Source organism: Brevibacterium album DSM 18261 (assembly GCF_000426445.1).
GTDB lineage: Bacteria > Actinomycetota > Actinomycetes > Actinomycetales > Brevibacteriaceae > Brevibacterium > Brevibacterium album.
Genome location: NZ_KE384526.1, coordinates 481,213 through 501,799 on the forward strand (window position 1 = coordinate 481,213; position 20,587 = coordinate 501,799).

Consider the following 20,587-nt stretch of genomic DNA (forward strand, 5'->3'; position numbering starts at 1 on the left):
CGTCAATGCTCGCGGCGAGGGTCATCCCCGCCTACGCGGGGAGCACCTCTTCGGCCCGGTCTTCCTCACCGTGGCCATGGGGTCATCCCCGCCTACGCGGGGAGCACACTTCCTGACCAGCGAGTTTATCCGACGATTCGCTGGTTTGCATTCACTTTCGACGTGCTCGCGGCCTGTCCCGCCCCCGACCTTCCCGCCTGCGTGTGCAGGGCACGCTCACCATCAACGACCGCAGCGTCGCATGCGGATCCGCCCTGCGTACACCGGGCAGGTTCTGGCCCCAACGACAAACAGGCCGGGCCCATCCCACATGCGAGGACGACACCATCGACCTGCGCCAACGCGAACAGCTCCCCCGATTCCCGACACCCTTCACCTTCTCCGGTGCCGCGCCGCCATGCTCCACCCCTGTTGCAGGCCGCCCTGCTCGGACTGGTCGAGCCGCTCGCCTCGCTGCCGGATGCGAGTCTGCTCCGGTGCAGGCCGCGTGATGAGCTTCAGCCCGTCGAAATCCTCGACCGCCCAGGTTTCACCGTGGGTCTCGAACTCAAGCCCCTGCTCGTTCCGGGCAGACCACACCATCGACGCTCGCCCCGTGCCGACGCCGTCCAGCACCCGCTGCCACACTCGCTCCCGCACCCTCGCCGAGAGCTTTCCGACGAACACACCCGGCGAAACCTCCAAGAGCCAGCGAGTAAGTTCCCCGCGAAGACCCGCAGGGCATGCCGCAACGACGATCACCACCATCAGAAGTCCTCGTAGTTCGTACCGCCGGCCACCGCACCCTTGGGGTCCCACAGACTGATGACATTGTCACCGGCCAGCGAGTCGAGCGCGGCATCCACCTCGTCCGCAGAGAAGAACAGCTGCGTGACATCCCGGATGATCGACTCGATCACCCTGCCCGTGCTGATCGAGTCGCGCACCCGGTATCGCACCGCCGAGCCGATGTCCGGCGGGTTCTCCGCCGTCACCTCAAACGCCGTGGGAATCGTCACCTCGGCCTTGTAGAGGTCGGCTACGTCGTAGACGAACGCCCGTTCGTGTCCGTGATGCACAAAGCCCAGTCCGGGGGAGGCACCCAGCGCCGCGATCACCGCATGCACCAGCCCGTACAGACACGTGTGCGCCGCGCTGAGAGCCTTGTTGATCTCATCCGACGCGTCGAAATCCTCCGCATCGAAGTCCCGCCGATTCCACTCGACCCCGGTCCGCTCGGACTCCTCCCGATAGATCTTCCGCACTCGCGCGCCCTCACGCCCCCGCAACTGCTGCATCGTGAGCCCGGAGACGTCCTCCTGGGGAAAGCGCATCGCATACATCGCCCGCGCCACCGCCACCCGCGAACGCGGATTCGACACCAGCTCGGCCTGTTTCACCAGATACCGCGTCGAGGCCGCCAGCGAACGCCCGTGCGCGTAGTAGCGGATTCCCTGCTCCCCCACCCACACCGTCGAGACCCCGCACTCCCCCAGCAGGCTCATCCCCTGGTGGGTGATCCGCGTGCCAGGGCCAGCCATGAGACACGCCAGACCGGCCCCGGGCACATAGGTGACGCCCTCCTCGGCCCGGATCGTCAGCGCATTGCGATCACGGGCGATCGTCGCCTTCTCCACGTACAGGAACGAGGCCCGGTCCCTGATCCGCGTGAGTTCGTACCGCTCGAGCGGCCGGGATCCCTGCACTCCGCTCACTCCCCCGGAGGCTCACCGGAGGAAGAGCCCGCCGCCGAGGCGCCACCCGGCACGGGTGCCAGCGTCATCAGACCGCAGCCGTAGCCCTTGGCCGGCCCCACGCCGTGTGTCAAGGCCGCCCGCAGAGCGTCCGGATCCGCGACTCGCAGCACTCCGTCGAAACGCGCCCTGCTCACCGTCACAGGACTGCCCTTTCGCTTGAAGTTCAGCGTCACCCGCTCCTCGACACGGAACGACACCGGCCCGTGCACCACCGCCTCGGGCTTCTCACCGCTCTCCTCGACAGACATGTCGAAGGAGAGGCCGATCCTCTGTGCCCTCCTCAGCAGCCACACCTCCTGGTCGTTCCTGGTCAGCAGAGCCGTGCGCTTCCCGCGCTGGCCCTTGGCACCAGGAGCATGCTTCACCGGATTCGCCGCCAGACGGAACTGCCACAGCTGGCCCTCCCGCAGATCGTCCAGCAGCCGGCCGTACTCCGCCACGCCCCAGCGTGGCTGCGTGGGCCAGCCGGCCTGTTCCACGATGTGCGTGAAGTCCGGCTGCTGCGGGCTCACCACGTAGAGGAGCGGATGGTGTTCGCCCTTGTCCACACGCCACAGCACCCGAGCGCCCTCCGGTGCGCCGGAGGCCCCGGAAACCACATCAGCGCTCGGGAACGAGGCCTCGACGGCCGCGTGCATCATCTGCGGAGAGCTCAGCAGCCGCCAGGTCCCCCGCCGGGCCGAATTGAGTTCACATCTGCTGAGAAACACTCATCTCTCCCAGGTAGCCGAAGGGATCATGGTCACTGTGGCCGGGCGCGCCCGCAGGAGCCTTGGGATTGGGCTGTTCGATCTCGTAGTCCCTCACCGCCCGCGAGGAGAACAGTCTGCGATCCGGGTCGAAGCTCACCGGTGCGTCCTCCAGCGTCGCCGTCGGGTCCTCCCCCGGTTCGACATCGCGAACGATGCGCAGCCGTACGACCCTGCTCCGCCGTTCCTCCATCACCATGGGGCTCGCATCCCAGGGGCGCTGCTCCAGAACATCAGAGAGCGAGTCGCCCTCGATTCCGAGGCTGAGCCGCCCCTCGGGCGGGAATGCCCGCCTGCCCAGGTAGAGCGGGAATGTCGGCGAGGCCAGCGCCTTGTCCAGCCCCTCCAGCACCTCCCGCGGGCCCTCGACCCCAGCGAGAAACACCGCATCGCTGAGGTAGTAGCGGTACGAGAGCGGCGCAGTGACGCCCGGACGGCTCGCGGTCTGGAAGTCCCGCATGAGCTTGCCGGGCTGTTCGACCCGCACTCCCATCCGCAGTTTCACGAGGTCCTCGATGGGATCCGTGCGCCGTCGGCCTTCTGCCGCCGCGAGCAGTCCCACGATCCCGCTCTTGGTGGGATGCAGCTCCGTGGGCCTGCGGGTGAAGCGTCCTTTCACTCCCCAGGACTGCATGGGGCCTGCCAGGCGGAGCAGCAGGGTGCTCACTGGCTCCCCCCGGTGCCGGCAAGTCCCGCCTTCTCGAGCGCCGCGCTCGCGGCGGCCTCGGCGGCGGTGCGGAGGGAGGCGCGCTCAGCGAGCTCGTCGAGGGGCTGTGCGAGCTCCCCGGCTCCCGCAGTCCAGTAGCCCACCGGCGCATCGTAGGTTCCCGCGAGGTCCTTCGCGTGCTTCACAAGCTCCTTCACCGCCGGGGCCGTGAACCCGCCGTCCTGCGTCACCGGCCTCTCGAAGGCACCGACGAGGCTCACCGGGCGATCGGTGCGCACTGCGAACACCACCGCGGCGGGCAGCGTCTGGTTCGCGAAGGTATTGGCCTTGCCGGTAGGCATCGACTCGACGAAGCCCTGTGCGAATGCGGTGAGAGCCTCGCGCACGGCCTCGGCGGAGCCGAGGTTCTCGTGGAGCTGCTGCAGGCTCACCGTCGCATAGCGGTACAGGGTGGACGAGTTGAACTCGATGGTGCCGAGCATGCCCGCCCCGGCATCGCGGTCAGGGTCGTTGCGCTTCCAGTCGTCCACCGCAGTGTAGAAGTCCGATTCGCTCTCCACCGCGTGCACGGAGAGGGCATGGGCCACCTGCGCGGATGCGTCCACACCCAGGTCCGTGAGATCCGCGATCATGCGGCCGAACAGCGCGATGTCGAGGGAGTTGTCCTGCTGCAGGATCGCCTTGTAGATCTTCTTGTTCGGCTTGATGCCCGCATGCTGGTCCTCGACGGCCCTCCGCGCGGCCTTCTCGATCTGGAGGCTGCTGAAGAAGACGAGGTAGGCCGATTCCTCCGCCTTCACGACGTCTTGGCCTGCTTCGTCCTTCTTGGGCTTGGGCTTCTCCGTGGTGATGCCCACCGTCTTGATGACTTCTGCGGCCAGCGCTTCCGACTCGCCCTTCAGCGCCGGGTCGATCTCTGCGATCTTCTCCGCGATCTGCTCGATCACCCGCTGCGTGCGCACGCCCAGACGGGATTTGTCGACGAGGCCGTGGAACGCACTGCGCGTCGCGCGCTTCCACGCCTGGGACGAGACGCGTGCACGGCGGACGCCGCCGTAGAAGGCGGTCTTGGGTGCGCCCGTGTCATCACGATTGACATTGCTGGGCGGCACGGGCTGGATGATGTGGATGTCGAGGAATGCCTTGCTCATGGGAGTCTCCTTCTGTGTGAGTGCGCGGGTGCGTGCGTCGATGCGGCTCGGGTTCAGTCTTCAGCGGACGGTGCCGTGTCCTCAGGGCTCTCCAGCTCCTCGCCGAGACCGTCGTTCGAGTGCCTGCGTGCGCGGAAGAAGTCACGGCTCCACCGGCGCTGGACCCGGATGCGGCGACCGCGATCCTGCCAGTCCACCAGGTCATCGGCGAGCACGGCGTAGTCGAGGGGGATGTTCCTGCGACGCAGCAGGGTGATGAGGCCGCGCAGCTGCCAAAGCAGCCCGGAGACCGATTCCGCCTGGGCAAGCTTGGCGAAGCGCTCCCACACCCGGGTGCGATCCATCGGCTCGTCCGGGTCCTCCGCGAGGGCCCGCGCCGCCGCGGCCAGCGATACATCCTTCTTGTGCATGCGCCGCTCCTGTTTGGACTGCTGGTGCAGCGCATAGGTGGTCATGGCGATATGGATGGCAACTTCCTGCTTGGTGGGCGCATCACCTTGCCACTCGTCCTCTGTGAAGAAATCGTCGCCCGGGATGAGATGCTCACTCACCTCCCAGGCCATGCCCGGCTCCGTGTCGATAGCATGGCGCAGGCGTGCCAGCACTGCCCGTGCCTTGGGCTCATTATCGCGATACTCCTTCTGAAGTCCGGGCACGCGATCCTCGACGAACCGACCGGCCCGGCCCAGCGGCCGTGACCGTGACCGTTTGCGGGGTGCAGGTGTCTGCGGCGTCTCAGCGACGGTGGTCATCGTTGTCCTCCTTGAAAGCCAGCGTGAGGGTCTTCTGCAGTCCTCGGTACAGGTACCCCTCTGCGATCTGCACGTTCATCCATGCGCCGTTCTCCTGGTCGACCATGCGGCCGATGTATGCCTCTTCACCGGATTCGTCCGCGAGCTCCTGTGCGAGAGCGCGCGTCTCCGAACGCAGCTTCTGCTGCCAGGCTCTGCGCGCCCTCGTCCATTCCGTATTCGCCTTGAGCTTCTTCAACCAACTGGAGAACGCCGCACCGAACTCCTGGTACGCACGCTCCCTGGCCTCCGTCCGCGGGGTCACGGCCTCATCCACCCCACGCGACCGGGCCAGGTTGACGGCGAAGGTGCCCAGATACCATGCCACCGTGTCCGCATCCTTGATCGCGTCGAGGACCGTTCGGGCAGAGTCCCTGGCCTCGGGATCGAGCAGGAACGGTGGAACCTCGAGGGATTCGTCCACGAGGTCTGCGAAGGTCGCGCTCTGCGGGCCGTACTGCACGCCATAGAGGCCGATGTCCGGCATGAACTCCAGCGGAAGCTTGTCCGCCGCGGCGAGCGCGCCCACCCAGCGCAGCACTCCCGGCTCCAGGAAGGGCGGGGGGCCATCGCTCGCCGCCTTCTGGGCACGTGTGGGCAGCCAGGCGGCGAAGCTGCGCCAGACGTCCTTGGATGGGTCGACGATGCCGGGCATGAAGACGTCGGCCTTGAACTTCGCGCTCTGCGGCTTGCTGTAGCGCCACGTCATCATCGGGTCGAACTTCTGTCGACTCTGCTCCGCGAGCGGATCGCCGTAGCAGAGGACCACCTGAGTCACGTCCTCATCCTCGAAGACCAGCCTCACCCTGCGTGCCTGCCAGCTGTAGACCTGGAGGAAGCCCTCCGGCTGTGCGGGCGTCTCGAACTCCGCGCAGGGGCCGGGGTGCGTGCGCTCCCACGGCGGGAGATCGGCGGGGCCTGTGATCACCTCGGCGTAGTCGGGGGCCACGCAGTTGAGACGGAGAGCGTCCATGAGGGTCTTGTAGCCGACCACCAGCACCTCACCCTTGCCCAGCCAGGCGGTGCCCTGCGGGTAGACCTTGCCCTTCTGCTGGCGGGGGTCCCTGCGGTCCGGCGTCTTGATGCCCGAGGTGTCATACGCCTGCGTATGCACGAGCCAGCGCGCCGCCTCCGCGGGGCTCATCCTTTCCAGGCTCGCCGGGCCGCGCTGGGTGAAGGCCGCGACGTTCGTGGGGAAGTCCGCGACGATCGCCCCGAGGCCCTTGGTCGCACCGTTCTCAGGTCCGAGGTCCGCGACCTGGAAGAAGGGCTCGTGAGGGTGCCGGAGCCAGAACCGATCCCGGTGGCGACTCAGGTACTCACGCACGGCCTCGACAACGGGGGCCCAACCGCGATCGTACTTCTCCTCCCAGTCCTCGGGATTGCGCGGCAAGCCCACAGCCCGGGCGAGGATCACCACGAGGATGCGCAGCACCGCCGGTCGCATGGTGGGGAGCTCGCCGTGGAGCTGACGGATGCTCTCGGCCTGTTCGAACACCTCGAGCAGGGATGCTTCACCGGCAGAACCGTCCGTGCGGAGAACCGGAATCCACGGCTCGTCCACGAGGTTGAAGTACGGTTCCACCGGCGTATTGTCCGCGCCTTCCTCGACTGGAGTGACTGCTGTGCTCAGGCTCATCATCGGGTCCCCTTCCCTGGGCTGGTCACGTCGGTCGAATCCGAGGCTGACAGGCCGTCGGCGAGATCATAGGTCACGATCCACTTCCCCACTCTGGCGGTGTACTGCACGGTCTCGTCGTCGCCTGAGGTCTCCTCCAGCGGCAGGATCAGCTGGCCGCGCAGCAGGGGCGAGCGCTGGAATTCCGCACGGCCCAGCTTCTCGAGTGCGGTGATGACGGCGCTCCCGTCGTCGCCCGACGCCATGCGGAAGGGGAGCCGGACGGCGCTGCTGGCCACTGCCTCGGCGATGTGCCGCGGCACGTCACCGGAGGGAATGGGCGCACCGGCGGTGCGCGGCAGCCAGTCGAGCGTGCGCCAGTCCGTGCCGTCGGTGAGAACGAGGAGCACCTCGATGGACTCACTGCCGTCTCGCACCTGTCCGTACTGTCTGCCATAGGGATCTTCGGCCTCGCCGACGCCGACGTTGAGCCAGCCGTCGAGTCCCTGCTCACCGGTGGTCTCGGATCCGGTGGGCACGGTCACCCACTGGTCAGCCAGGCGCTCGGCGCACGCTTGCTTCTCCAGGTGCTCTTTGCGCGCCTTCTCCAGAGCGGGCTGCCAGTCTGCGGGTCCAAGGGGGTGCTCTCCATAGACGCGGTGGACGAGCGCCGGTACGTCATCCGGGGTCGTGAGTACGCCGTTCTGCCCGCACACCTCGCGAACGGCGGCGATGGAGCGGAGGATGAGGTGTGCGCCGTAGACCCGCTTCCAGCCGGGGTCGGGCATCGGCGGCCGCGCGGACCAGTCGGGTATGCCGGTGAGGTAGCAGACGGGCTCACGCAGCGGTGCAGGCCGGGACCGTCCTCCGTGACGGTGCACGCGGCCGAGCCGCTGGATGAGGAGGTCTGCGGGGCACATGTCCGTGATGACCGCATCGAAGTCGACATCGAGGCTCTGCTCTATCACCTGTGATGCCACTACCAGCGAGAACGCCGGTCGGTGCGCGCTGTCCCGGCCGAAGAGCTCGAGTAGCATGCGATCCCGTTCGGCTCGGTCGGTAGCGGTGAAGCCGGCATGCGCGACCGTCACGGCGTCTTCGCCGAACTCCTCGCGCAGCAGGCCGGCCGTCTCCTGCACGCGTCGCACCGAATTGCGGATGATTGCGATGCATCCGCCGTCGCGGCTCAGTGCGCGCACAGTGTCGAGCAGCACGGCCGGATCGTCGTCGAGTTCCTGCAGTCGCACGCGGCGGGGCGGGCGGCCCTCCACCGGGACGACCTTCACCTCGGAGGCGGTCGCGAGAGTGAGTGCGGGGTAGATCGCCTCGTCCGAGTGCGAGGCTTGGCCCGGGTGCGGGGCAGAGGAGGACTGCTGGTTGGCACTGAGGACTCGGCGGGGGTCGGCCGCACGGCCCCGCTGGTATGCCTCGATGAGGGCGGTGCGCTGTGCGGGCGGCAGCGTGGCGGTGAGCACGATGGTGGGCACTCCCCAGTATCCGAGCCAGACAAGGGCGCTCCGCATGAAGACCTGCATCGTGGTGTCTGCCGCGTGGGCCTCGTCGAGGATGACGACCTTGTCCGCGAGGCCGCTGTGCCGGAGCATGAGGTGCCTGGACTTCAGTGCGGCCATGAGCAGCTGATCGATGGTACCGATGACGAAATCGGACAGCAGCTGTTTCTTCCTGCCGGCGAGCCAGGAGTGAACGGTGGGGCGGAGGATCCGTGCAGGACGTGGAGCGGCTGCGGTTGGACTGTTGCCGTCGTCCACGCTCGCCTCGTCGGGCAGGGTGCGATCATCCCTGAGGGGGACGACCGGCGAACCGTCTGCGTCTATACCCCGGCCGAGCTGGTCATGCTCCCGCCCACCGTGCGCCTGCTCTGCCCGGCGGGCTTGGCCGGTGCGTCGGCGCAGATTCTGGTACTCGCGGTTCTGCGCGGTCTTGCCGTGCGCAAGGCCCATCACCGCGGCCGCCTCGTCCTCCTCCGCCCGCATGTGCGCGACCCACGCCTGGGCACGGGGGAACATGGCATTGGCGGTCGCCTGCGTGGGGAGGCCGATGTACACGCCCGAGGCGCCGGTGAGAGCGGCGAGGTTCTCCGCGGCGAGCAGTGCGGCTTCCGTCTTCCCTGCCCCTGTCTCGTCCTCGAGGATGAGGAGGGCCGGTTCGAGGAGTCCGATGGTGGCGGCATGGGCGGCCAGCTGGCCGGGACGGGGCAGGGTTCCCGCGGGGAGGCTGAAACGTGAGCGGAGAGCGAAGGCGGGGTCCGCCTCGGGTACGGGGGTCCAACTGCGAGGCGGCAGACTGAGTGCCTTCCATGCGGCGGCAGCACGTTGCGATGAGGGGGCACAGGCGGTGATGTCCTCGTCAAGGCCGATCAGCGGGAAGAGCTCCTGGTTTGATGCGATCCAGTCCGCCTGGATGACAAGTCCGGTCAGGAGGGAGAGCACGGGAGCCTCAAGGTGGAGGTCAGGGTCACGCCAGCCGTCCAGGTCCAGCTCCGACTCGTCGATGAGGGTGCGAGCGAGGTGGCGCTGAACGCGGTGCCAGGGCGATTCGCACGTGCCCAGCCGCAGCGGCCACCGGTCTCCGCCGAGGATGTAGTCCCTCGCGGTGCCTTCTGGTGCGGTGATCCCGTGGTGGGCGCCGACGATGCTTGCGAGCTGGAGGACTGCGGGGAAGGGGCGGCCCGGGCTGGCCGGCCTCTTCGTCATTCCCGTGCCGCTGGCGGGCCTCGGTGCGGTGCGCAGGCCGTACTCCTCTGCGAGGACACGGGCGGTGATGACTCCGGAGGCCGCGGAGTGGGGGAACTCAGACTGACTGCTGATCTCGTCGGCATCTTCGACGTTGAGCGTGTGAGCTGCGTCCCCGGTGAGTTCGAAAGTGCGCTGGAAGAGCTCGGCGGCAAGCGGTCGACACTGAGCCTGGAAGTTGGGACCGGCTTTGCCGATGTCATGGAGGGCGCCCAGCAGCCACGCGAGGGTTTCCAGTGCGGTGTCAGCGGGCAGCGTCGGTTCGATGGTCGCTCGCTGCTGTCGCGACAAACGGTGCCGCGCAAGCAGGCGTGCGATTTCCGCGGTGTCCCTCAAATGCACGGGAAGGGGCAGCCATGAGTCGATCTCGCCGACCTCGTCCTTGCCCGTCTTGGCCCAGAGCTGGTTGGCGAACTCACCATCGAAGTTCACTGCTTCACCTCCTGGCTGCGTTGCCGGGGACACTGGATCACTGGCACGATAGTCGAAGCGTAGCGGGTGGAGGGGTCGAAATCTACCACTGTCTTTGAAAAAAATTTGCGCAGTTGCAGAAGCTCGGGACAACTACGGTCTCGTTCCGCTTACACATACCCCGAGGGTACGATCAGGCACGGACATAACCAGTCGTGTAACGCAGAGGCTGCTCCCGGAATCCAGGGGTGATCCGCACTGCCTTTGCACTGGATGTCCGCTCCCCGCAGGCGCGGGGACGATCCTCGGCGGCTCAGGTGCGGGCAGATGCATCGAAAGTGAATGCAAACTCGCGTACCGGCGGATAAACCTACTGGTCAGGAAGTGTGCTCCCCGCGTAGGCGGGGATGATCCCACCGACCCGGGCGAGGGTTCTGGCGTGCGCAAGTGCTCCCCGCGTAGGCGGGGATGATCCCGTTTATCGAAACAGGGGGTGAATATCCGATGAGTGCTCCCCGCGTAGGCGGGGATGATCCCACCGACCCGGGCGAGGGTTCTGGCGTGCGCAAGTGCTCCCCGCGTAGGCGGGGATGATCCCGTTTATCGAAACAGGGGGTGAATATCCGATGAGTGCTCCCCGCGTAGGCGGGGATGATCCGCACTGAGAGGACCTTCACCTCATTTCATGGATGTGCTCCCCGCGTAGGTGGGGATGGTCCGCGGATGGCGGGGGTGGCTCCCACATACAGATTGCGCTCCCCGCGTAGACGGGGATGATCCGAACCGCTTCTCCGTCGCGTTCTCACCACCCGGCGCACTCCCCGCGTAGACGGGGATAATCCCCGCTGGTAGTAGTCGTAGGCGATGCTCCCCCGGCACTCCCCGCGTAGACGGGGATGATCCGGCGGCAGGGAAGAGCCTCTCGGCGCAAGCCCGGTGCTCCCCGCGTAGGCAGGGATGATCCCTTGCTTGCCGACGCAAAGTCCATCGGTATCACGTGCTCCCCGCGTAGGCGGGGATGATCCGTAGCCCTCCGGCAGGGCCGGCAGGCTGGTGTTGTGCTCCCCGCGTAGACGGGAATGATCCCCCGCCGGTCAATCCTCAGCCGTAGCAGCAGGCGTACTCCCTGCGTAGACGGGGAGCACGCCGAGACCGGCAAGACCACGTCCATGCGCGTCGGATCATCCCCGTCTACGCGGGGAGCACTGACGACGGTCCTGCTCGCCGTTGCCCTGGGCCGGATCATCCCCGTCTACGCGGGGAGCACGCGTAGACCCCGCCGATGGCGTCCTGGCGGGCGGGATCATCCCCGTCTACGCGGGGAGCACTGCAGGTCAACGCCAGTGCGCATCGCCCACATCGGATCATCCCCGTCTACGCGGGGAGCACCCGAGCGTCGTGGCAACCGTCTTGCGCAACACCGGATCATCCCCGTCTACGCGGGGAGCACGTGGCGGAGGCGGCGTGCGGTGCCTGCGGCGGGGGATCATCCCCGTCTACGCGGGGAGCACGGATTGCGTTCTCAGTATCCGCAGTCGGATTTCGGATCATCCCCGTCTACGCGGGGAGCACCCCTTCCTGACCAGCAAGTTTATCCGACGACCCACAACTTTACATTCACTTACAACACACCCAGTCACGCCCGAGATGCACGAAGGTCCCCCACCAAGCACCACGCCTGATGAAGGACCTCCACCGGTACACCCCCCGGGACTCGAACCCGGAACCCACTGATTAAGAGTCAGTTGCTCTACCAATTGAGCTAGAGGTGCGCAACGAGAAGAAAGTCTACACACCCACCCCACACAAAGAAAACCAAACCCCACCCCCACCACCGAGACATCCACCACACCCCACAGAGAACGCGAGCCACCCAGCTCACGCCAGCACGCAGCCGGACCATCCCCGTATCCTCGGGGAGCACGGACGACGGCACCGTCACGACCCTCACATTCAGGGATCACCCCGCGTCCGCGGGGAACACATCCAAGACAGGGTGGGCGGGACGGTCGGCTCCGGATCACCCCCGCGTCCGCGGGGAGCACGCGGAGAAGAGCTCTCCCACGTAGTTCGGCAGGGGATCACCTCCGCGTCCGCGGGGAGCACGCCTGTGTCCCGAAGCGGCGTCGGCCATGCCTGGGATCACCCCCGCGTCCGCGGGGAGCACACGGTTCCCTGGACGACGCCGCGCCACTCCACCGGATCACCCCCGCGTCCGCGGGGAGCACCTCCCGTTCACGTTCGTCCCGCGCAACGGCGGGGGGATCACCCCCGCGTCCGCGGGGAGCACATCCTCAACACCACCGGCGTACTCAACCAGGGCGGATCACCCCCGCGTCCGCGGGGAGCACAGAGACGAACCCCAGCTGCAGCTCCGTGACGCCGGATCACCCCCGCGTCCGCGGGGAGCACCAGCGCGTCACTGCGAGCCTGCCCGGCGCGTACGGATCACCCCCGCGTCCGCGGGGAGCACGAATGGGCGGAGCGAATGGGGCGGTCAGCCGCCGGATCACCCCCGCGTCCGCGGGGAGCACCAGCGCGTCACTGCGAGCCTGCCCGGCGCGTACGGATCACCCCCGCGTCCGCGGGGAGCACGAATGGGCGGAGCGAATGGGGCGGTCAGCCGCCGGATCACCCCCGCGTCCGCGGGGAGCACCAGCGCGTCACTGCGAGCCTGCCCGGCGCGTACGGATCACCCCCGCGTCCGCGGGGAGCACGAATGGGCGGAGCGAATGGGGCGGTCAGCCGCCGGATCACCCCCGCGTCCGCGGGGAGCACCGGCGTTGCCCACGGAATCATCTTGGCGGATGGGGATCACCCCCGCGTCCGCGGGGAGCACTATCGGGCGCACAGGCTCGCCCTCGACGCGGGAGGATCACCCCCGCGTCCGCGGGGAGCACAACGCCGCCAACGCGAACTCGGTGCTCAAGCAGGGATCACCCCCGCGTCCGCGGGGAGCACACCTTCCGGGGCTCGCGAGTGCGGCCCCGGGAGGGATCACCCCCGCGTCCGCGGGGAGCACGCTTCGGCGTCGAGCATACGAGCCCGGGCCTCCGGATCACCCCCGCGTCCGCGGGGAGCACTCCTCTGCGGTGAGGTGCGCGGCCCGGCGCTCCGGATCACCCCCGCGTCCGCGGGGAGCACCTCCTTCTCGACGCGCTCGTCGCCGTTCGCGGAGGATCACCCCCGCGTCCGCGGGGAGCACTGGTACGGCAAGCATTACTCGGAGCTCCCGTGCGGATCACCCCCGCGTCCGCGGGGAGCACTGTGCGCACCTGCTGGCCCTCGCGAGTCGTGAAGGATCACCCCCGCGTCCGCGGGGAGCACTCCTCCGCGACCTTCGCCTCCAGCGCCTTCACCGGATCACCCCCGCGTCCGCGGGGAGCACCGACCGCGCCAAGTCCGCATCGCAGGGTGCGACGGATCACCCCCGCGTCCGCGGGGAGCACTGTGGGCTCGGCGTGCAGGCACGAGTAGTACTCGGATCACCCCCGCGTCCGCGGGGAGCACCGTACCGGCCTTGTGGCCTGGGCAGGCGCACGAGGGATCACCCCCTCGTCCGCGGGGAGCACACCCGTGAGGGAGGCGCGGGCGTGAAACCACCGGGATCACCCCCGCGTCCGCGGGGAGCACATGCTGGTGAGGAGTGGGAATCCGCCTTGGGTGGGATCACCCCCGCGTCCGCGGGGAGCACCGTCAGGATCGTGCGGGTAGTCCCATCCCCACCGGATCACCCCCGCGTCCGCGGGGAGCACCGGAGCCTCACACCCCCGGCCCAGCATCTGTACGGATCACCCCCGCGTCCGCGGGGAGCACCTCGAAGAGCGTCTCGGCATGACCGTCACCGACGGATCACCCCCGCGTCCGCGGGGAGCACCCGGCTTTCTCCCATGCGCCCGGGCTGACGTTCGGATCACCCCCGCGTCCGCGGGGAGCACCTCGCCCACCAAGCCCGACACATCCACGCACGCGGATCACCCCCGCGTCCGCGGGGAGCACGGCCGAACTCGCGAACGTGGACAAGGCGGATGCGGATCACCCCCGCGGACGCGGGGGTGATCCCTGCTTGAGCACCGAGTTCGCGTTGGCGGCGTTGTGCTCCCCGCGGACGCGGGGGTGATCCCTCCCGGGGCCGCACTCGCGAGCCCCGGAAGGTGTGCTCCCCGCGTCCGCGGGGAGCACGTCTCGTTGGCGTGCAGTTCATCCACGAGGCCCGGATCACCCCCGCGTCCGCGGGGAGCACTTCCCTGCACCGGCGGGGGTGACCCTGTCGTACGGATCACCCCCGCGTCCGCGGGGAGCACCACTGCTTCAGCACGATTGCGCGAGGCGCGACCGGATCACCCCCGCGTCCGCGGGGAGCACGCGGCATCCACCTTCGGGTCGTTGTTGATGTTGGGATCACCCCCGCGTCCGCGGGGAGCACCTCGATCCAGCGCAGGTAGAGGCGGTCCATCCGGGATCACCCCCGCGTCCGCGGGGAGCACTCCGTCAGCAAAGGCCAGGCGCGGAAACCGCCGGGATCACCCCCGCGTCCGCGGGGAGCACTTCGCCGGGGCACGACATTCGCCCCAGCGGGAAGGATCACCCCCGCGTCCGCGGGGAGCACACCACGGTTGCATATGCAACCGTGGTGGCGTGAGGATCACCCCCGCGTCCGCGGGGAGCACGGATGAGCGAAAGTTCTGGAGCGACCAGTCCGGGATCACCCCCGCGTCCGCGGGGAGCACGTCTCGCGCAGTCCGGAGATGATGGTCTCGGCGGGATCACCCCCGCGTCCGCGGGGAGCACCACCGCGTCGAGCAAGTTCGCGACCTACATCCAGGATCACCCCCGCGTCCGCGGGGAGCACATGCCCTGCCAGCGGAAATCAGGATCGGGCACCGGATCACCCCCGCGTCCGCGGGGAGCACACTTCCTGACCAGCAGGTTTATCCGCTCACCTGCGATTCTACATTCACTTTCGTCGCACTCCCTGCGCGAAGCCGTCGCACTCCCCGCCCGCAGCAAAGCTCTCCGCTCAGCCCACATCGGCCCCAATGCACCCTGCCCGCACCGCCGTTCCCAGCCCTGCAAGCACGAAGATCCCCCGCCTGCGCCTCAGCACAGGCGGGGGATCTTCCATCAAGCGCCGTACGAGCTCAGCGCCACCCTCCGAGCTCAGACCTCCGACGCAGAATCAAGCAGTTCTCCCGGCCGAGAACAGCCGCAGAGGCCAGCCGCAGAGGCCAGCCGGCAAAGCCCCGGAGAACACCAACGCCGTCCTCACAGATAGAGGCCGGTCGCCTCATCCGCATCGGCCTCGGCGATCGCATGGACGTCGCGCTCACGCAGCAACACGTACGCAACCCCTTCGATCTCCACCTCGGCGAGGTCCTCGGGATCGAAGAGCACCGAGTCACCCAGCTCGACCTGCCGGACGAGCGGCCCCGCCGCCGCGACCGAGCCCCAGGCGAGGCGCTTGCCCACCGAGGCCGTCGCCGGGATGAGGATGCCCGCAGACGATTTGCGCTCCCCGCCCTCCTTCGCCGGCTCCGCCAGGATCCGGTCGTGAAGCATGCGGATATGAGGGCCCTGCTCAGCCACGGCGGCCCCGGAAGGCGAAGAAGCCGATCACACCAGCCGCCGCGAGCACCGCACCGCCCACCGCTGCGATCCGGTCGACGCGAGGCGATCCGTCCTCGGCGACGACGAGCGACCTGGCGGAGTCCGCAGCCCGCGCGGCCAGCGCCTTGGGGTGCAGGCGGCCTACGAGCTCATCCACATTGGCGGCAAGACGCTGCTCGCGCAGGCGGATGGACTCGACGAGCTGCTCGCGCGTCGCGGTGTCGACCGTAACGTCCGAGGTGTACACATTGCTGGACATGCGCTCACTTCCTATGGCGTGGATCCGTCTCTGCCGGTGCCCTCGCACCGCTCGCCACTGAGCCTACCGCGAAGCCCCAGCCCGCGCGCGATCTTCCCACGTGCGCCGATAGGCTGGGAACGACCGCGGGCCGCACCGCCCCGGCACCCCGGACCCCAGCAGGAACAGCGAGGACACGCATGACGCGCTTCGAACCCGGCGACGCAGCACCGGACTTCACCCTGAACGACCAGGACGGGAGCCCCGTCTCACTCTCCGATTTCCGCGGGAGGAGCGTGGTCGTGTACTTCTACCCCGCCGCGATGACACCGGGGTGCACCACCCAGGCCTGCGACTTCCGCGATTCGCTCGAGGCCCTCACCGCCCACGGCATCCAGGTCCTCGGGATCTCCCCGGACTCCCCGGAGAAGCTGAAGAAGTTCGCCGAGCGCGACGGCCTCACCTTCCCCCTGCTCTCGGACCCGAGCAGGGAGATGATGACCGCCTGGGGCGCCTTCGGCGAGAAGAAGAACTACGGGAAGGTCGTCCAGGGCGTGATCCGCTCCACCGTCGTCGTCGACCCCGAGGGCACCGTGGAGCTCGCGAAGTACAACGTCCGCGCCAAGGGCCACGTCGCCCGCCTGCGCAAGGATCTGGGCATCGACGAGGCCTGACCCCCGCTTCGATAGACTGGCCGCCGCGCGCGTGTGGCGGAATCGGTAGACGCGCTGGATTTAGGTTCCAGTGTCTGCGGACGTGGGGGTTCGAGTCCCCCCACGCGCACAGACAGGCGCCGGGCACCGCACTCGCGATGCCCGGCGCCTCGCTCATCGGAGCGCCATTCCCGGAAGCTCATGCGCCGCCTCGGCCGCAAGCCGCACGAATTCCCGATGCAGCCGGTCCTCCCCCGTGATCTCCGGGTGGAACGTCGCGGCCAGCACCCGCCCCTGCCTCACCGCAACAGGGCGGTCGCCGAGGCGGGCCACCACCTCGGCGCGCCGGCCCACCTCGACGATGAGAGGCGCTCGGATGAAGGCGGCCCGCAGCGAAGAGCCGTCGCCGAGGCCGGTCTCGAGTTCCGCCTCAAATGACGCAGTCTGCGGCCCGTAGCCATTGCGCCGCACCGTGACATCGAGTCCGCCGATCCGCTCGAGACCCGCGAACCGATCGGGCGACTCGGCCTCCAGCGCCTCGCTCAGGAGGATCAGCCCCGCACAGGTCCCCAGCACGGCCATGCCCTCGGCAATGCGAGCGCGCACCGTCGCGAGCAGGCCCAGCGGAGCGGCGAGGCGCCCGATCGCAGTGCTCTCGCCGCCGGGCACCACGAGGCCGGCGAGGCCTGGGAGCTGCTCGGGACGACGCACCTGGATCACGTCGGCACCCAGTCCCCGCAGCAGGTCCACATGCTCGGTCACTGCTCCCTGAAGTGCGAGGACGCCGAGGCGCAGGCCGGCTGCCGCGGCCGGAGCCGCCTCGGCAGGGGCCTCGCCCATGGGCGGAGCGGTCACCAGCCACGCTCTGCGAGTCGGTGGGGCGCCGCCAGATCGGCGACGTTGATGCCCACCATCGCCTCTCCCAGGCCCCGCGAGACCCGGGCGATCTCCGCCGGATCCTCGTAGTGGGTGGTGGCGTGGACGATGGCACGCGCGCGTGCGGCCGGGTCGCCGGACTTGAAGATCCCCGAGCCCACGAAGACGCCATCCGCCCCGAGCTGCATCATCATCGCCGCATCCGCCGGTGTCGCCACTCCCCCGGCGACGAAGGTGACGACGGGCAGGCGACCCTCGCGCGCCACCTGGGCGACGAGCGCGTACGGGGCCTGCAGCTCCTTCGCCGCCACGTACAGCTCATCCGCGGGGAGCGCGGAGAGACGGGCGATCTCCGCACGGATGGTGCGGATGTGCCGCATCGCCTCGGAGACGTCGCCGGTGCCGGCCTCGCCCTTGGATCGGATCATGGATGCGCCCTCCGTGATGCGGCGGAGGGCCTCACCCAGATTCGTCGCACCGCAGACGAAGGGCACCTCGAAGCCGCTCTTGTCGATGTGATGAACGTAGTCGGCCGGCGACAGCACCTCGGACTCGTCGATGTAGTCCACACCGAGCGACTGGAGCACCTGCGCCTCCACGAAGTGGCCGATGCGCGCCTTGGCCATGACCGGGATCGAGACCGCGCCGATGATGCCCTCGATGAGGTCCGGGTCGCTCATGCGCGCCACGCCGCCCTGCGCTCGGATGTCCGCGGGCACCCGCTCGAGGGCCATGACTGCGACGGCACCGGAGTCCTCGGCGATCCGCGCCTGCTCCGGGGTCACGACGTCCATGATGACGCCGCCCTTGAGCATGCGCGCGAGGCCGGTGTTGAGGCGCTCGCCCGTGTCGAGGTCGGACACGGTGAGGGAGTCTGCAGCGGTGGTGGTCATGAGTGCTCCTGGAGGTTGGGGACGATATGCCGGAACCAGCATGCGCGCTCCAAGTGGTCCGGCAGAAGGTCCAGTCACAGGCATTTTGAGTGGACCAGTTGGAATGTGCGTCCATAGACTTCCGCGTATGAGCGCCGCCCTCCCCCTGGTCCTCGACCGCTCCGCCGCGACTCCGCTGTCCTCGCAGATCGCCGCGGGCGTCCGCGGGCTGGTGAGCTCGGGCGCTCTGGGCCCGGACCAGGCGGTCCCCTCGACACGCGCTCTCGCGGCCGCACTGAGGGTTTCCCGTGGAACCGTCGTCGCCGCCTACGATCAGCTGATCTCGGAGAGCTACCTGGTCAGCCGCCCGGGCGGCACCACACGGGTGCATCCGGAGGCGGGCGGGCTGCGACGGAGCTCGTTGACGGTCCACCGGGGCGGGACGAGCCCGGACGCCCCGGTCGTGGACATCCCGGCCACACAGGGTCCGGCCGGGAGGGGAGCAGGCGAGGCGGCCTCGGCGCCGGCACTCCCCCGGCCGGCAGACGACGAGGCCCGCATCGACCTCAGCCCGCACCGCCGCACTGCGCCGCGGATGGACGATCCCTCATGGCGGGAGGCCTGGCGGAGCGCGGCGACAGCGCCCGATGGACCGGACATGACCACCAGGCCTCGCCGCACATCCTCTGGTGCTCACATGGCGACAGAGCACCGCTCGTCCTCCGTGCAGGGCCTGCCCGAGCTGCGGCACGCGGTGGCCGAGCACCTGCGCCTCATGCGCTCGATGCCCGTCGACCCGGCGCATCTGGTCATCACGGCGGGAGCTCGCGACGGACTGGTGCTGACCCTGGCGGCTCTGCGGGAGTCCCTGGCACCCGTCGCCGTCGAGGAGCCCGGCTATCCGGGGCTGCGCCGAGTGCTGCGGAGGCTGGAGATGCCCACTCTGGCGGCGCCCACGGATGCGGAAGGGGTGATCACGTCACAGCTCCCGGCCTCGGCCGACGCACTCCTCCTCACGCCCAACCACCTCTTCCCCTCCGGCGCCGCGATGCCCGCTCCTCGCCGCATCGAGGTCCTGCGGCTCGCCGCCGAACGCGGTCAGCTCGTCATCGAGGACGATTTCGACAGCGACTACCGGCATGTCGGCGCGCCCCTGCCCACGCTCTGGGACCTGGCTCCGGAGTCCGTGGTGCACCTGGGCACGTTCACGCAGGTGCTGACCCCCGAGGCCGCAGTGGGGTACGTGATCGCGCCGCCGGCCCTCGTACCTGCACTCTCCGAGGCACGTGAGGACCTGGGCTCCGGGGCCTCGGTCATCGCGCAGCGCGCGGTGGCGCGCTATCTGTCCTCGGGCGGCCTGCGCCGCAGCATCACCCGCCGTCGCCGCGAGCTGGTGCGGAGGCGCCGGCAGCTGCTCGAGGCGCTGTCCGAGTGGGACGTCGAGATGGTCTCCGGGGCGCACGCCGTGGTGCGGCTGGCAGATGCGGAGCAGGCCGGAGCCGTCGCCGAGGCGTGCCTCGCCCAGGGCGTGCGCGTGGGAGACCTCGGCGGGTACTGGGGCGTGGGGGTTGATGGCTTGGCGTCTTCCGCACCGATGTCTCCGACCGCTGCGTTCCCCATTGAGACGTCCCACGGTCTGGTGCTCAACTGCGCCGATGTCTCCGAGGAGGAGGTGATCGCCGCAGCACGCATCGTCTCTCGCGCGCTCTCACACAGTGCCTGCTGATACGCGGGACACAAACAGAGCCACACTGATACTGCGCCCTGGTCACCCGTCGACGCTGCAAAGCAACGACTCTGTTGCGCATGAATCGGGCTAACCGTCCGAATACGTGACCAGCGAGCCATCTGACTTCATCGTGACACCCCATCGTCAGCCCCTCTGCATCTCCTGTCCATCACGACGAATGGACAACATCTGACTGCCCATTGTAGCGTTGCGCAAGTATGGCTATAGATGCTTCATACAATGAAGATTCTCGATCGTTGGCTGCGTCCTTCAGAGCACGCGGCCTCGCCACCTTCCCTCCGCAAGCAGGGCGACTCCAGCAGCACGTCGACATACAGTACCGACGTCAAGTACTCCTCACATAAGCGGGGATGATCCTCCACGGACATCTTTTGCTTCGAACTCGGTCATGCTCTCCTCAGTAACAGAGACGGCCAGTCCCACTTCGGCCTAGACTCAGTCAAGCGCCCATCTTCCCCGCATATGCAGGGATGACCCTGAAGCCTCTATAGGCGCAACCGTGCTCCCCGCGTAGGCGGGGGTGATCCTCTCAGGGTGATCTGCGCACGCTGTAACCAATCGTGCTCCCCGCGTAGGTGGGGATGATCCGCTGATGTCGACACCCATTTCTAGGGTCTGCGTGCGCTCCCCGCACAAGCGGGGGTGATCCGTCGTGCGACTCGAGATCGCTCCGGAAGACGTCACGCTCCCCGTATGCTCGAGCGCACTCAGCCCC

At 68.5% G+C, this 20,587-nt stretch carries 14 protein-coding genes, 2 tRNA genes and 3 CRISPR repeat arrays; of the genes, 3 read left to right on the forward strand and 13 right to left on the reverse strand.

All coding sequences use genetic code 11. The features are described from left to right. Positions 1-372: 372 nt before the first annotated feature. The 11 genes from cas2e to K318_RS0115840 all read right to left on the reverse strand — a co-directional run bounded on the left by cas2e (position 373) and on the right by K318_RS0115840 (position 15,742). Positions 373-747 carry a type I-E CRISPR-associated endoribonuclease Cas2e gene (cas2e, locus tag K318_RS0115790; RefSeq protein ID WP_029090191.1) on the reverse strand — a complete coding sequence of 125 codons (375 nt, stop codon included), beginning with the start codon at positions 745-747 and terminating at the stop codon, positions 373-375. Beyond that, on the reverse strand, positions 747-1,694 hold the full coding sequence (cas1e, locus tag K318_RS0115795; protein WP_156914075.1) for a type I-E CRISPR-associated endonuclease Cas1e: 948 nt from the start codon (positions 1,692-1,694) through the stop codon (positions 747-749). Before cas1e ends, cas2e begins: the two co-directional genes overlap by 1 nt. Beyond that, on the reverse strand, positions 1,691-2,446 hold the full coding sequence (cas6e, locus tag K318_RS22535; RefSeq protein WP_084500331.1) for a type I-E CRISPR-associated protein Cas6/Cse3/CasE: 756 nt from the start codon (positions 2,444-2,446) through the stop codon (positions 1,691-1,693). The genes cas1e and cas6e overlap by 4 nt, the downstream gene beginning before the upstream one ends. Then, positions 2,427-3,152 (reverse strand): type I-E CRISPR-associated protein Cas5/CasD, encoded by a 726-nt coding sequence (cas5e, locus tag K318_RS0115805; protein ID WP_029090193.1) that lies wholly within the window; start codon positions 3,150-3,152, stop codon positions 2,427-2,429. Before cas5e ends, cas6e begins: the two co-directional genes overlap by 20 nt. After that, complete coding sequence (gene cas7e / locus K318_RS0115810; RefSeq protein WP_029090194.1) at positions 3,149-4,303, reverse strand: type I-E CRISPR-associated protein Cas7/Cse4/CasC; 1,155 nt, start codon at positions 4,301-4,303, stop codon at positions 3,149-3,151. Before cas7e ends, cas5e begins: the two co-directional genes overlap by 4 nt. Before the next feature lie 53 nt (positions 4,304-4,356). Next, complete coding sequence (casB, locus tag K318_RS22540; protein ID WP_084500332.1) at positions 4,357-5,055, reverse strand: type I-E CRISPR-associated protein Cse2/CasB; 699 nt, start codon at positions 5,053-5,055, stop codon at positions 4,357-4,359. Continuing rightward, on the reverse strand, positions 5,039-6,679 hold the full coding sequence (gene casA, locus K318_RS22545) for a type I-E CRISPR-associated protein Cse1/CasA (RefSeq protein WP_169721483.1): 1,641 nt from the start codon (positions 6,677-6,679) through the stop codon (positions 5,039-5,041). Before casA ends, casB begins: the two co-directional genes overlap by 17 nt. A gap of 53 nt (positions 6,680-6,732) precedes the next feature. Beyond that, positions 6,733-9,897, reverse strand: coding sequence for a CRISPR-associated helicase/endonuclease Cas3 (locus K318_RS0115825; RefSeq protein ID WP_029090195.1), 3,165 nt, complete (start codon positions 9,895-9,897; stop codon positions 6,733-6,735). Positions 9,898-11,053: 1,156 nt separating this feature from the next. Continuing rightward, positions 11,054-11,449: a CRISPR direct-repeat array (repeat unit 29 nt). Between the two features lie 126 nt (positions 11,450-11,575). After that, positions 11,576-11,648, reverse strand: a tRNA-Lys gene (locus K318_RS0115830). Between the two features lie 244 nt (positions 11,649-11,892). Further along, a CRISPR array of direct repeats spans positions 11,893-13,876; the repeat unit is 29 nt; unit sequence CGGATCACCCCCGCGTCCGCGGGGAGCAC. 214 nt (positions 13,877-14,090) lie between these two features. Further along, positions 14,091-14,789: direct repeats of the CRISPR family, unit length 29 nt; unit sequence CGGATCACCCCCGCGTCCGCGGGGAGCAC. Positions 14,790-15,141: 352 nt separating this feature from the next. Then, entirely contained in the window at positions 15,142-15,435 is a 294-nt protein-coding gene (locus tag K318_RS0115835; protein ID WP_051298111.1) for a GroES family chaperonin, read from the reverse strand. Positions 15,436-15,454: 19 nt separating this feature from the next. Next, positions 15,455-15,742 (reverse strand): DUF3618 domain-containing protein, encoded by a 288-nt coding sequence (locus K318_RS0115840; protein WP_029090197.1) that lies wholly within the window; start codon positions 15,740-15,742, stop codon positions 15,455-15,457. A gap of 179 nt (positions 15,743-15,921) precedes the next feature. Between K318_RS0115840 and bcp the strand changes: the two genes are divergently transcribed. Then, entirely contained in the window at positions 15,922-16,395 is a 474-nt protein-coding gene (gene bcp / locus K318_RS0115845) for a thioredoxin-dependent thiol peroxidase (RefSeq protein ID WP_029090198.1), read from the forward strand. A 27-nt stretch (positions 16,396-16,422) separates the two neighbouring features. Further along, positions 16,423-16,504 (forward strand) — tRNA-Leu (locus K318_RS0115850). A gap of 44 nt (positions 16,505-16,548) precedes the next feature. Here the strand turns inward: K318_RS0115850 and pdxT are convergent. Both pdxT and pdxS read right to left on the reverse strand, forming a co-directional pair. Further along, entirely contained in the window at positions 16,549-17,229 is a 681-nt protein-coding gene (pdxT, locus tag K318_RS0115855) for a pyridoxal 5'-phosphate synthase glutaminase subunit PdxT (RefSeq protein WP_425393461.1), read from the reverse strand. Continuing rightward, a complete protein-coding gene (gene pdxS, locus K318_RS0115860; RefSeq protein ID WP_051298113.1) occupies positions 17,226-18,143 on the reverse strand; it encodes a pyridoxal 5'-phosphate synthase lyase subunit PdxS in 918 nt (305 codons plus the stop codon). Before pdxS ends, pdxT begins: the two co-directional genes overlap by 4 nt. A 127-nt stretch (positions 18,144-18,270) precedes the next feature. On the opposite strand from pdxS, the gene pdxR reads away from it, so the two are divergent. Continuing rightward, positions 18,271-19,848 carry a MocR-like pyridoxine biosynthesis transcription factor PdxR gene (gene pdxR, locus K318_RS22550; RefSeq protein ID WP_051298114.1) on the forward strand — a complete coding sequence of 526 codons (1,578 nt, stop codon included), beginning with the start codon at positions 18,271-18,273 and terminating at the stop codon, positions 19,846-19,848. Positions 19,849-20,587 lie beyond the last annotated feature (739 nt).